Genomic DNA, 11,170 nt, shown 5'->3' on the forward strand with positions numbered 1-11,170 from the left:
CTCCCCCGGTCGTCACCAGGTGCCCGAGAGGACTGCCCATGGTCGTAGAACCACGCCCGTCCGACTCCGTCCACAACCGACTGATTCCCACCCAACGACTCGCCCGCCCGCATCCCCTGCGGGTGCGCACGGTCCGCCCCCGCAACGGAACCGTCGTCGTGCATGTCGCGGGCGACATCGACGCGGCGTCCGCGCCGCCGCTGTGGTCGCTGCTGGAACACCAGTTGCGGTCCTCGCCCGCGCTGGTGGTGCTCGACCTCGCCGAGGTCGCCTTCGCCGACACCGCCGCCCTGGAGACCCTGATCTTGGCGCGGCGGCAGGCCGAGGGCCAAGGGGTCGCCCTGCGGCTGGTGGCGCCCGCGCCGTCGGTGACCCGACTGCTCGACCTCGGCGGCCGCGACGCCCCGTTCACCTGCCACCCGGACATCGACACCGCGCTGAACGAAGCGGACCTGGATGACAGCGCGGACCTGGACGACACGGCGCGCGCGCCGGTGTCCTGAACGGATAGACAGCCCGCACGGCGGATGCTCCCCTACTACCTGGCCGGGAGCATCCGCCGTGCCGGGTTCGGACTACCTGACCGTGCGGTCGCCGCGGTGGGTGGCGGTGGCCAGCACCCCGAGGCCGATCATGCCCAGGGCCAGCAGCAGGTGCAGCCAGTTGTCCGCGGTGTTCAGCGGCACGAAGTTGGCGGCGCTGTCGTGGTCGATGATCAGGCCGTAGAGCCACAGCAGCAGGTAGATGATGCCGCCGCCGATCAGGAACGCGCGCGCCCCGGCCAGCGTCCGCGCCAGCGCCAGGCCCGCGACACCGAAGGCGATGTGGACGAGGTTGTGCAGGATGGACACCTGGAAGACCCCGAACAGCTTGGCCGTCGACTCGTGGCCCGCGAAGCCGAGGTGGTCGTAGTCGGTGGTGACACCGGGGATGAACCCCAGGATGCCGACCAGGAGGAACACCGCGCCTACCACCGCCGCGATCAGCTGGCCGGGGTGGCGGGTGACTTGGGTCGCTGAATCCGAAAGGTTCGACATGGGACTCTCCTGTCTGGAAGGCGGGTCAGCGCTGGTCGGCCGGGCGGATCGGATCGGCGATGGTTGCCGAGGTCCGCTCGACTGGCGCGGAGTCCGCGACAGTGCGTTCCGGTGTGGTGTCGAAGGTGCTGCCGACCTGGCCGCGCCACGCGCCGGTCGGCATTCCGCCGCGGTCTTCGAGGAACTCCCTGAACCGCTTGAGGTCGCCCTTGACCCGGCGGCTGAGGACGCCCGCCTTGTCGGCGGCGTTCTCCACGAACCCCTCGGGGTCGACCACCATTCGCGCGGTGACCCGGGTGGTCGCGGCGTCGACCTGGTCGAAGGTGATCTCACCCGCGTGGTCGGGGCCGTCGTCGGAACGCCAGGCGATGCGCCGGTCCGGGATCTGCTCGGTGATGGTCGCGTCGAACTCGCGGGTCATGCCGCCGATCCGGGTGACCCAGTGCAGCCGGACGTCGTCAAGCTGGCGAACCTCGGTGACCCCGTCCATGAACTCCGGGAAGCTCTCGAACTGCGTCCACTGGTCATAGGTCGCCGACACTGGCGCGTGGACGTCGATGGTCTCGACAATGATGCTCATCGCCCTCCTTTCCTGCGTCAGTGGCACTCGGTTACCCCCCGTCCGACCAGTTCACACCCGGCCTCCGGCTTCCAGGTGCGAGTCCCCACACAACCGGGTGACAGCGGTGGCCGCGCCGCCGCCGACCCGGCAGCCTGCACGCTGACAGCGCCGCCGACGTGAGAAGGAACCGTTCGACCCATGATCAGCACCAAGGCTCTGCCGTCCGAGAGAGTCCGCGTGACCTTCACCCTCGACCGCGACGACCCGCCCGGTGCGACCAGCGTCGTCGGCTGCTTCAACGGCTGGACGCCCGGCGCGCACCCGCTGCGCCCGCGCTCCAACGGCAAGCGCTCGACGTCGGTGATCCTGCCCGCGGGCACGTCGGTGTCGTTCCGCTACCTCAGCGAGTCCTGCGGCTGGTGCGACGACCCGGCCGTGACCGAGCGGGACGAGCACGGCAACGCGCGTATCACCGTGTGACTGTGAACCGGGTGGGCGCGGGAGTTCAGGACAGTTCCGTGAGCACCTTGGCGCCGAACGCGTCGATGAACTCGTCCTGCGCCTGGCCGACGTGGTGCAGGTAGACCTCGTCGAAGCCGAGTTCGGCGTACTCGCGCAGCCAGGCCGTGTGCCTGCCCAGGTCCGCGGAGACGGTGACGACCTCGGCGACCTGTTCGGGCGTCACCCGTTCGGAGACAGCGTCGAACAGCTCGGGGGTCTCCAGGTCCCAGGGCACCGGCGGCGCGAACACGTTGGTCCGCCACTGGTCGTGCGCGACGGCCAGCGCGGTGTCCTCGTCCGGCGCCCAGCTCAGGTGCGCCTGCAGGACCAGCTTGCCGCGCCCGCCCGCGTCCCGGTAGGCGCCCACGACCCGGCGCAGCTGTTCCGGCGGCCCGTTGACCGTGATCAACCCGTCCGCCCACGCCGCGCACCACCGCGCGGTTTTCTCGCTGACCGCGGCCCCGAGCAGGTCGGGCGGCTGGTCCGGCCGGGTCCACAGGCGCGCCCGGTCGACGGTGACCAGCCCGTCGTGGCTTACCTCCTCCCCGGCAAGCAGCGCCCGGATGACGTCCACGCACTCGCGCAACCGGGCCGACCGGACCTCCTTGCGCGGCCACCCGTCCCCGGTGATGTGCTCGTTCGCGGCCTCGCCGGTGCCCAGCGCCGCCCAGAACCGGCCCGGGTACATCGCCGCGAGCGTCCCGATGGCCTGCGCCACTACCGCCGGGTGGTAGCGCTGCCCGGGCGCGGTCACAACGCCCATCGGTAGATCTGTCGCCGCCAACGCCGACCCCAGCCACGCCCACGCGAACCCGGACTGCCCCTGCCGCTCGCTCCACGGGGTGAAGTGGTCAGAGCACATCGCCGCCCCGAACCCGGCGTCCCGCGCCCGCCGCACGGCGCTCAGCAGCGCGCCCGGGTGGATCTGCTCGTGGGAGGCGTGGAAGCCGTAGACCGTCATGCCCCCTGAGCTACCCCGATCCCATCCCAACCACGCGCCACCGACGTCAGCCCGCCGAGTCCACGCCGAAGCGCTGGGTGACCTTGGCGGCCAGGTCGGCCAGCTTGACGTTGAGCTGCTGGGAGGTGGTGCGCAGCACGTCGTATGCCTCGTCCGCGCTGATGCCGCGGCGCTGCATGAGGATGCCCTTGGCCTGCCCGATCACGTCGCGGCTGTCGATGGCGCGGCGCAGGTGGGCGGCCTGCAGAGCGGCCACGTCGACCGCCTGGGTGACCGCCAGCGCCAGGGACGCGTGCGTGGCCAGCAGCAGGGCGGTGTCCCGGTCGGCCGGGGTGAAGGCCGCCGGTTCGCGCGAGTAGAAGTTGAGCGCGCCGGTGACGGCGGGCGGCCGGGAGTCCGGCAGGAGGGCCGTGGCCAGCACTGAGCAAAACCCGTGGGCGGCCGCGGCGGGCGCCCACTTCGGCCACTGCGGGTCGGCGGCCAGGTCGTCGCTCACCGCCGACGCCGGACCGGGGTGCTTGGCCGCCTCGACGCACGGCCCCTCATCGAAGCGGTACTGCAGGCGGTCAAGCTCACCCGCGATCGCGTCAGTCTCGACCGGGGTGTGAAACCGGCCATCCGGGTCACGCAAGGTGACGCTGACCAGGTCGGCGGCGGGGATGATCTCGAACGCCACCTCGACCACCCGCCGCAGCACACCGACGATGGTGGTGGAGTCCAGCAGGGCACGGGTGAGCGCGGCGAACTGCACGGCCAGCGGCCCCAGGAGAGCCTGGCCATCACCGGAGACGAAGTACGCGCGGTCAGCGAGGTCGCCGGTCTCGTCCAAAGCCGCCAAAGATCTGCCTTCCTTGTGGTCTGGCTCATGAACGGTCATCGCGCGCCTTCCGCTCCCGCCGACGCCAGCAGCGTCGATCCCGCCCACTTTACGGCCAGGCGGACCGGGTGACGGCCGTCGATACCTGTAACCAACGCTCTGGGGTTCCCAGCCCGCCCATGGACAGCCCGGGCGAGATCCGGAACGATCGGCCGGATGCCGGGATCGGATCGGTCGGTGGTCGTCGCCGTGTGCGGGTCCCCCGGGGCCGGAAAGACCACTGTCGCCCGCGCGACTGCGCGCCGCCTCGGCGTGCTCTTGCTGACCCGGGACGAGATCAAGACCGGTTTGGGACTGTCCTCCGCCGCCGTGGCCGAGGATGGCGGCGTTCGGTTCGGTCCGGACTTCGCTGTCGCGGGCGGTCCGCTGAGCCTGCGCGCCGAGGCGGTGATGGTCGACGCGGCCCGGCTGCTCGCGTCCGCGTGGGTGAGCTTCGTCGTGGAGTCATCCGTGTTGTCCCACAAGCTGCTGGACGCGCTGTCCGCCAGTGCGGCCAGAGTGCTCGCTGTTCATGTCACCGCCCACGCATCGGTCATCGGCGGGCGCCTGCGTGCCCGCGCGGCCGCGGGCGGACCCATCGACCTGCAGCTCGTGGCCCAGTTCCAGCGGGGCGAGATGGCCGCATCGATCTTCCAGCCGCCGGGCGGAATCGATGTCGTCATCGAGGTCGACACGTCAGGTAACGGGGTCCCGGACGTCGGCCCCGTCGAGGCTGCGGTCAGCGACCTGCTTCGACAGCGTGACGGATTCGACACTCGCTAGAACACATGTTCGAGGATGGGGTATGCTCGCTGTTGTCGGGGACGGGCCGACGGGGAAGGTCGGCCCGTCCCCGACGCCTGTCGCGCTTGCCGCTCATCTCCGGGCGAAGTCGTCCAGTGCCTGGCGCCTGCGTCGGACGAAGGCGTCGCTGCCGGTGTGGCCCGCGTCCTCGATGACGACGAGTTCGGCGTCCGGCCAGGCCCTGGCCAGTTCCCAGGCGACCGCGCTGGTCGAACAGCACCACGCGGTAGCGCTCGGGGTCGAAGTACGCCCGGCTCCCCGCCGAACAGCCCGACCCCGGCCCGCCGTGCACCACGATCGCGGGCTTCCCGTCCGGGTTGCCGCAGACGTCCCAGTAGACGTGGTCGCCGTCCCCCACTGCCGGCATCCCGCGGTCGTCCGGCTCGACTCTCGCGTACGACTCGACCATGCCGCTCCCCGGGGCTCCGACGGAGGCCGATGGTGTCACCGTTCGCCTGAGGGCTACCGCTTTCTCGCCTGGCCTAGGCGCGAAACCGCGCGCAGGTGTGCTCGGCTGTCAGGCGCGGCGGGCGCGGGCGCGGCGCTTGCCCTCGTGCATGGCCTGGACGCGGGCGACGGGGATGGTGTGGCCCTGCTCGATCAGGTCGGCGGGGAGGGGTTGTGGGGCGGGCATCCGGTCGGCCCACGGGTCGCCGTCGGTGAGCAAGGGCGCGGCGGTGTGGACGGTGAAGTCGGCGGGGGTGACGTCGTCCAGGTCGTCCCATGAGACGGGGAAGGACACTGTGGCGCCGGGGCGGATGCGGGGGCTGTAGGCGGCGACCACGGTCGCGCCGCCCGCGCGGGTCGAGTCGAGGAAGACCTTGCCCTCGCGGTCTTCCTTGATGTAGGCGGTGGTGGCGGTCGCCGGGTCGAGGTGTTCGGCGCGGGTGGCGATGGCGCGGGTGGCGGCGGCGGCGTCCTCGACCGGCAGCGGGGCGACCGGGACGAACACGTGCAGCCCCTTCGCGCCGCTGGTCTTGACGACGCCGGTGAGGCCGGTGTCCGCGAGGGCCTGGCGCACCAGGCGGGCTGCCGCGACGACCGCAGGGAACGCCGCGCCCTCGGGTGGGTCGAGGTCGAGGACCAGGTGGGTGGCGTGGCCGTCGCGGACCAGCGGCACGTGGTACTCCACGGCGCGCTGGTTCGCGAACCACAGCAGGGTGCGGCGGTCGTCGCAGAGGGCGTAGGACACCTCGCGCCTGGACGACTCCGCCCACTGGGTCGTCGTCCGCACCCAGTCCGGGGTGTACTTGGGGACGTTCTTCTGCATGAACGGCCGCTGCCCGCGCAGGACCCGGACCACCGACAGCGGCCGGTCGCGCAGGACGGGGAGAATCCGGTCGCGGACCGCGTCGAGGTAGTCGACCAGATCGCGCTTGGTGGCGTCGGCGTCGGCGAAGAGGGGCTGGTCGAGATTGGTCAGCGACACGCCGTCGCGGACCTCGTCGCTGGTCACCGGGCCACTGTGCCCACTCACGCCGGACAGGTCAATCGCCCGCTCACGGCAGCCGCGCCGAGGACAGCCAGCGCCCGGCTCACGAACCCCACCCGCCCTGGTCCACCGCGCCCGCCCGCGCCGCGAGGTACTCGTGCGCCTCGACCTCGCGGTTGGGCACCGTGGTGGGCGCCTCCAGGTGGACCGCGCCGCTGGGCAGGATGCCCGCGCCGCCGCTGCGCGCCATCACCCGCCACTGCGCGAGCACGTCCTCGCCGACGTGCTCGGCGGGCAGGTCGCGCCAGAACTCGAAGCCGCCCGCTGCCACCAGTTCGGCCCGGTCGTAGAGGACGCAGCCGCCCACCCAGGCGATCTTGTAGGCGCGCCACTCCCCCGGCCGCAGGCCCCGGGCCAGGTGCGCGGGGTTGGCCGCGTTGTGCAGCGTCCACCGCCGCCAGGCGTCGGTGCCGGGCGCGATCGACTCCGGCTGCGGCGGGCCATGCCACTCCTCGTACGGGGCCAGTTCGTCCGGCCGCTCGTCGTGCCAGTAGGACAGTCCCTGCACGGCCGCGCCGACCAGGCCGCAGCCCAGTTCGCCGATGGCGGTGCGGAGCCGGGCGACCGTGCCGGGGGCGAGCCACACGTCGTCGTCGAGGAACAGCACATACCGGGCGCGGCTGTGGGACAGCAGGTGGTGGCGGTGCTCGGCGAGGCCGCGCCGGGGCAGGTGGCGGCCGGTCCGCACCGGGTGCCCCGCCAGGTCCAGGACCCGCAGCATCGCCCGCGCCGACGGGGTGTCATAGCCCGCGGGCCCGTCGGACTGGTCGCTGACCACGACGCCGAACTCGGCGTCCTGCGCGGCCAGCCCGGCCAGGGTGGTGGCCAGTTCGGTCTGCCGGTCGCGGGTGGGCACGAGAATGTCGAGATCGCCGGTGGCCACGGTCCTCCTCCGTCGTCGTCCGGGACGCGAACGCGAGTACCCGGGCGGAGCGGAGGCAATCACGGTTCACCCGGCGTCTGTTTCGGCTCGCCCCGACCGGGTAGCCGACCACCGTCAGCGGCGGCGGCGAAGGGAGTCCGGCATCGGGTCACCGCCTGCTGTCCGCGCCTCGCTGACGCGCCCGCTCCGGTGGCTGGGGCGCGCCCTGCGGCTCTCCGGCTATGAGCGGCTCGTCGTCACCCAGGCCGCGAAGGCCGCGCTGGCGGCGGCGCTGGCCTGGCTGGTCGCCGCGGACGGCCTCGGGCTGCCGCAGCCGTTCCTCGCGCCGTTCGTCGCGGTGTTCCTGGTTGAGACCACGGTGTACCGCTCGGTGCTCGCCTCGGGGCAGCAACTGGTCTGCAACGCCATCGCCGTCCTGGCCGCGGCGGTGGCGGACTGGTGCGCGCCGGGGCCTGCCGCGGCGATCGGCGTGGCCGCGGTGCTCGGGCTGCTGATCGGCCGGTGGCCCCGGCTCGGCGACAGCGGCCGGTGGGTCGGGCCGACGGCGGTGCTCGTGGTCGCCCTTGGCACGACGGCCGACGGCTTCCTGCTGCTCGACCGGCTGGTGGAGACCGGGATCGGCGCCGCGCTGGCCACCGTGGTGAACGCGGTGGTCTACCCGCCCGCGTACGGCAACAGCATCGCCTCGGCCGCCCGCGGCCTGGCCGACGAGTCCGCCGCGCTGCTCACCGGCCTGGCCGATGAGCTGCGCCGCGACGAGCCGCCGGACGACCCGAGCGCCTGGCCGCGGCACGCCCGCGACATCGCCAGCCGCGCCCGGGTCGCGGAGCTGTTCGCCGAGCGGGCGGTCGAGGGCCGTCGGCTGACCCCGCGCCTGCGCCGGGCCCACCCCACCGACGCCGCCATCGACGAGTCCGACCGCCTGCGCCGGGCCTGGTCGCACGTCCGCGACCTGGCCGACGCGGTGCCCAAGGCCACCGCGGCCGACGTCGTCTACCCGGGCGCGGCGTCACGGCGCGTGTTCGCCGACGCGCTTGACGACCTCGCGTCAACGGTCCGCTCCTGCGGCGCGGACACCGCGGCACGGGACCGCTGCGCGGCCACGCTGCACAAGCTTTCCCACGCCACCAAGGAATCCGGCCCGGTCCTCGGCCTGGCGAGCCTGCTGCTCCCAGCCCGGGAATTGCTCGCGGTCTTTCGGACCGACGAGCGGAAAACGCTCATTTAACATTAAGACGGCGTCACAGGGAGCGACGAGCCAGTAGAGTCAGTCCCCGCACGACGCCCCTGAGCGGCCGCGGCCGCCACTCGGGCCAGGTTTGGCCGACCCCGGCGCTGGGTAGCAAGCAATTCTGGCAGTTGAGGAGCGCGCATGCGAGAAGGCCCGACGCGGGTCGGTGTGCTGGATGTCGGCTGCTTCAGCGCCCACCTGCTGGTAGTGGACGCCGCCGAGGGGTCGCTCACCCGCCCGGCGTGGAGCCGCAAGGTCCGCCTGCGGCTGGACAAGGCGCTCGACAGCACGGGCGAGATCAGCCCGGCGGGCATCGACTCGATCGTCGCCGCGGTGCGCGAGGCGACCCGCCGGGTGTCGCCAGGCGACCTGTCCGCGTTCGTGCCGTTCGCGACGTCGTCGGTGCGCGACGCGGCCAACGCCGACGACGTGCTGCGCCGGGTGTCCCGGCGCGCGGGCATCGACCTGCGGCTGTTCTCCGGCAGGCAGGAAGCGGAGCTGTCCTACCTCGCGGCCCGCCGCTGGTTCGGCTGGTCGGCGGGACCGCTGTCGGTGCTGGACGTCGGCGGCGGCACCGTCGAACTGGCCGCGGGGGACAGCGACGGGGCCTCGCTCGCGGTCTCCCTCCCGCTGGGCGCGCGCACGCTGATGATGCTGGGCCTGGACGAGCGCGAGCGGTTGGGCGACATGCGCGAAGAGGTGCGCTCGCGCGTCGCGGACGCGCTGCCCAAGCGGGACGTGAAGGCGCTGGCGAGCGGACGCGCGGTCGGGTGCTCGAAGGTGTTCCAGCAGCTGGCGCACCTCGCGGGCGCCGCCGCCCCGGACGGCAGGCGCGTGCTGCGGGCTGGCGACCTGGACAAGTGGATTCCCCGGCTGGCGGCGCTGTCGGCGCGCGGCCGCGCGAAGCTGCCCGGGATCTCCCGGCACCGGGCCGAGCAGTCACTCGCGGGCGCCCTGGTCGCCGAGGCGCTCATGCGGGCCACCGGGCACGACACGGTGGACATCAGTCCATGGTCGACCAAGGAGGGCCTGCTGCTGACGCTGCTCGAACGCGACCGCCCCGCGACGGGGGGAATCGTTTCCGCGGCGTGAAAAAACGGTTTCGCCGCACGGGTTCGAGGTATCCAGCGGGCATGGGCGCAGCACAGCCGACAACGGCGAGGGACAACGGGCGGCGGGACCGGACATGACCCCCGAGCCGACCTTCGAGGTGTGGGCGGTCACCGTCCCCGCCGAGGCCGCCCAGCTCCCCTTCGCCCGGCACGCCCTGGACCGGTGGCTGGCGGCGCAGCAGGTGCCGTCGCCGACCAGGGGCGATGTCGTCTGGGCCGCGGACGAGGCCATGACCAACGCCATCGTGCACGGCTACCGGCACCGGGGCCGGACGACCCTGGCCGGCCTGATCGGGCTGAGCGTCCACATGGACGACGAGGTCGTGGTGGTGACCGTGGTGGACCACGGCAGCTGGCGGATGCCCGAGGAGGGCGCGATCGTGGCGGGCCGGGGCATGACCGTGGTCCGCGCGCTCGCCGACCACGTCCACCTGTCCGTCGACGACGACCGCACCACGTTCACCGCGTGCTTCACCCGCTGACTCCCCGGCGGAAACCTCAAACCGATCAGGACCCACGGATAGTGGCCGACTGACATTCGCCTGACTCGAACGGCGTTCAGCGCGGGCGCATTCGACGTTCCCGAATGGAGCAAAGCCGACTGTGTCGACCGAACGCACAGTAGTGACACATTACCGTGCTGTGCAGCCGGATTCCCGACCGTGGCAAGAGAACCCGGCCAGTGGGCAGCGGAACTCCGGTCAGTCGCGACCGCGGACGATAGTGGGCTCGTAGCCCTCGTCTTCGGCTGGGCCGGGCGGCGGCCAGGAGCCCGCCCGTCCGCCGATGACTCCTTCGGTCGCCGCGGTGTCCGCGGCCTCGCTGTCCACAAAGGACCGGGGACTGGGCAGCGACACCATGCGATCGGCTGTTTCGGCCATGGTCTTCTCCTCACCTGCTCCGCAGCTGTTGATACCCCACCTCGGGTGGGGCCACCGCATCCAGGACCGGTTCAGGTGACCGGTTGTCCCCGATTCGACGGTCCCCTCAGCGGTCCTCGGTGTGCTTGCGGTAATCGTCCACCTGCCCTGGCGTCGGGTCGACCCCTACCGCGTCGGCGAAGTCGTCAGGATCTGCGAAATCGTCCACGCGCGGTTCTTCACCGACAGTGGGCTCGTTTTCCCCTATTCCCGCGCTGTCCCCTATCGCGCGCTCGCCCAACCCCAGTTCCGCTTCGACCGCGGCGAGCACGTCGGGGTGGCCCAGCGGCAGCGGCGGCGGGATCCGGTCGCGGGCGCCGCCGGTGCTGCAGGCCAGCAGGACGACGTCCACACCGGAGTCGAGCAGCGCCGCGCGGGCGTCGGCGTGGCCCGCCATCCACGCCTCGCCCGCGGCCTGGGTCGGCTTGCCCGGCGCGGTGCCGCCGTCCGCCCCCGGGTCGACCAGCAGCACCCGCTCCACGCGGTCGGGCCACTCGGCGGCGACGCGCAGCGCGGGCTCGGCGGCCGTCCCGGCGGCGAGCACGGCGATCCGGCCGGTGGACTCGCCCGCCGCCCTGGCCACCGCGTCGCCCGGGGACTCGGCCGGGTCGCTCCACACGACCGGGACGGACGCGGCCAGCGCGCGCCAGGTGGCCGGGAGCGACCCGTGGGCCGCGGTTCCCGCGGGGTCGAGCACGACCAGGGCCGAAGTCTTGAGCTGCGTCATCGGTTCCTCCATCAACGGGTGTCGTGCTCGGGTACCCGTCGATCAGGTTCGACACACGGCAGGCGTGCCGGACACCGCGCGCGG

The 11,170-nt window shown here is 72.7% G+C and carries 13 protein-coding genes and 2 pseudogenes; 6 read left to right on the forward strand and 9 right to left on the reverse strand.

Going from position 1 to position 11,170, the window contains the following annotated elements; all coding sequences use genetic code 11:
• Nucleotides 1-38 precede the first annotated feature (38 nt).
• Nucleotides 39-503, forward strand: coding sequence for an STAS domain-containing protein (locus tag BLS56_RS26330; RefSeq protein ID WP_091456200.1), 465 nt, complete (start codon nt 39-41; stop codon nt 501-503).
• A 72-nt stretch (nt 504-575) separates the two neighbouring features.
• On the opposite strand, the gene BLS56_RS26335 is transcribed toward BLS56_RS26330, so the two are convergent.
• On the reverse strand, nt 576-1,037 hold the full coding sequence (locus BLS56_RS26335) for a DUF4383 domain-containing protein (RefSeq protein WP_091456202.1): 462 nt from the start codon (nt 1,035-1,037) through the stop codon (nt 576-578).
• 133 nt (nt 1,038-1,170) lie between these two features.
• Nucleotides 1,171-1,617 (reverse strand): annotated as a pseudogene (locus BLS56_RS26340) (SRPBCC family protein); the annotation flags it as partial.
• 180 nt (nt 1,618-1,797) lie between these two features.
• On the opposite strand from BLS56_RS26340, the gene BLS56_RS26345 reads away from it, so the two are divergent.
• Nucleotides 1,798-2,079: an isoamylase early set domain-containing protein gene (locus BLS56_RS26345; protein ID WP_091456206.1), complete on the forward strand. Its 282-nt coding sequence runs from the start codon at nt 1,798-1,800 to the stop codon at nt 2,077-2,079.
• A gap of 25 nt (nt 2,080-2,104) precedes the next feature.
• Here BLS56_RS26345 and BLS56_RS26350 read toward each other — a convergent pair whose 3' ends face one another.
• Both BLS56_RS26350 and BLS56_RS26355 read right to left on the reverse strand, forming a co-directional pair.
• Entirely contained in the window at nt 2,105-3,061 is a 957-nt protein-coding gene (locus BLS56_RS26350) for a TIGR03885 family FMN-dependent LLM class oxidoreductase (RefSeq protein WP_091456208.1), read from the reverse strand.
• A gap of 46 nt (nt 3,062-3,107) precedes the next feature.
• Nucleotides 3,108-3,938, reverse strand: a complete 831-nt coding sequence (locus BLS56_RS26355) for a GAF and ANTAR domain-containing protein (protein WP_091456209.1) — start codon at nt 3,936-3,938, stop codon at nt 3,108-3,110.
• Between the two features lie 156 nt (nt 3,939-4,094).
• Here BLS56_RS26355 and BLS56_RS26360 point away from each other — a divergent pair, with 156 nt between their 5' ends.
• Nucleotides 4,095-4,700 (forward strand): AAA family ATPase, encoded by a 606-nt coding sequence (locus tag BLS56_RS26360; RefSeq protein ID WP_091456212.1) that lies wholly within the window; start codon nt 4,095-4,097, stop codon nt 4,698-4,700.
• Between the two features lie 220 nt (nt 4,701-4,920).
• Here BLS56_RS26360 and BLS56_RS32585 read toward each other — a convergent pair.
• The 3 genes and pseudogenes from BLS56_RS32585 to BLS56_RS26375 all read right to left on the reverse strand — a co-directional run.
• Nucleotides 4,921-5,130 (reverse strand): annotated as a pseudogene (locus tag BLS56_RS32585) (prolyl aminopeptidase); the annotation flags it as partial.
• Nucleotides 5,131-5,238: 108 nt separating this feature from the next.
• Nucleotides 5,239-6,177, reverse strand: a complete 939-nt coding sequence (ligD, locus tag BLS56_RS26370; RefSeq protein WP_091456213.1) for a non-homologous end-joining DNA ligase — start codon at nt 6,175-6,177, stop codon at nt 5,239-5,241.
• Nucleotides 6,178-6,256: 79 nt separating this feature from the next.
• Nucleotides 6,257-7,096 (reverse strand): glycosyltransferase family A protein, encoded by an 840-nt coding sequence (locus BLS56_RS26375; protein ID WP_091456216.1) that lies wholly within the window; start codon nt 7,094-7,096, stop codon nt 6,257-6,259.
• On the opposite strand from BLS56_RS26375, the gene BLS56_RS30975 reads away from it, so the two are divergent.
• The 3 genes from BLS56_RS30975 to BLS56_RS26395 all read left to right on the forward strand — a co-directional run bounded on the left by BLS56_RS30975 (nt 7,089) and on the right by BLS56_RS26395 (nt 9,921).
• Nucleotides 7,089-8,324 (forward strand): FUSC family protein, encoded by a 1,236-nt coding sequence (locus BLS56_RS30975; protein WP_175483057.1) that lies wholly within the window; start codon nt 7,089-7,091, stop codon nt 8,322-8,324. The two genes, BLS56_RS26375 and BLS56_RS30975, sit on opposite strands and share 8 nt — an antisense overlap.
• Nucleotides 8,325-8,468: 144 nt before the next feature.
• Nucleotides 8,469-9,419 (forward strand): Ppx/GppA phosphatase family protein, encoded by a 951-nt coding sequence (locus BLS56_RS26390; protein ID WP_091456220.1) that lies wholly within the window; start codon nt 8,469-8,471, stop codon nt 9,417-9,419.
• A 94-nt stretch (nt 9,420-9,513) separates the two neighbouring features.
• Complete coding sequence (locus BLS56_RS26395) at nt 9,514-9,921, forward strand: ATP-binding protein (RefSeq protein ID WP_091456221.1); 408 nt, start codon at nt 9,514-9,516, stop codon at nt 9,919-9,921.
• 219 nt (nt 9,922-10,140) lie between these two features.
• On the opposite strand, the gene BLS56_RS26400 is transcribed toward BLS56_RS26395, so the two are convergent.
• Together BLS56_RS26400 and BLS56_RS26405 are read right to left on the reverse strand one after the other, a co-directional pair.
• Nucleotides 10,141-10,320: a hypothetical protein gene (locus BLS56_RS26400; protein WP_091456224.1), complete on the reverse strand. Its 180-nt coding sequence runs from the start codon at nt 10,318-10,320 to the stop codon at nt 10,141-10,143.
• A gap of 106 nt (nt 10,321-10,426) precedes the next feature.
• Nucleotides 10,427-11,086 carry a hypothetical protein gene (locus BLS56_RS26405; protein WP_139191010.1) on the reverse strand — a complete coding sequence of 220 codons (660 nt, stop codon included), beginning with the start codon at nt 11,084-11,086 and terminating at the stop codon, nt 10,427-10,429.
• Nucleotides 11,087-11,170: the final 84 nt, after the last annotated feature.

The organism is Actinokineospora iranica, assembly GCF_900101685.1.
In the GTDB taxonomy this organism is placed as follows: domain Bacteria; phylum Actinomycetota; class Actinomycetes; order Mycobacteriales; family Pseudonocardiaceae; genus Actinokineospora; species Actinokineospora iranica.

Bases quoted from the DNA above. Each gene is read 5' to 3' on its own strand.
- BLS56_RS26330 (WP_091456200.1), top strand. From the start codon at position 39: ATGGTCGTAGAACCACGCCCGTCCGACTCCGTCCACAACCGACTGATT.
- BLS56_RS26335 (WP_091456202.1), bottom strand. From the start codon at position 1,037: ATGTCGAACCTTTCGGATTCAGCGACCCAAGTCACCCGCCACCCCGGC.
- BLS56_RS26345 (WP_091456206.1), top strand. From the start codon at position 1,798: ATGATCAGCACCAAGGCTCTGCCGTCCGAGAGAGTCCGCGTGACCTTC.
- BLS56_RS26350 (WP_091456208.1), bottom strand. From the start codon at position 3,061: ATGACGGTCTACGGCTTCCACGCCTCCCACGAGCAGATCCACCCGGGC.
- BLS56_RS26355 (WP_091456209.1), bottom strand. From the start codon at position 3,938: ATGACCGTTCATGAGCCAGACCACAAGGAAGGCAGATCTTTGGCGGCT.
- BLS56_RS26360 (WP_091456212.1), top strand. From the start codon at position 4,095: ATGCCGGGATCGGATCGGTCGGTGGTCGTCGCCGTGTGCGGGTCCCCC.
- BLS56_RS26390 (WP_091456220.1), top strand. From the start codon at position 8,469: ATGCGAGAAGGCCCGACGCGGGTCGGTGTGCTGGATGTCGGCTGCTTC.
- BLS56_RS26395 (WP_091456221.1), top strand. From the start codon at position 9,514: ATGACCCCCGAGCCGACCTTCGAGGTGTGGGCGGTCACCGTCCCCGCC.
- BLS56_RS26400 (WP_091456224.1), bottom strand. From the start codon at position 10,320: ATGGCCGAAACAGCCGATCGCATGGTGTCGCTGCCCAGTCCCCGGTCC.
- BLS56_RS26405 (WP_139191010.1), bottom strand. From the start codon at position 11,086: ATGACGCAGCTCAAGACTTCGGCCCTGGTCGTGCTCGACCCCGCGGGA.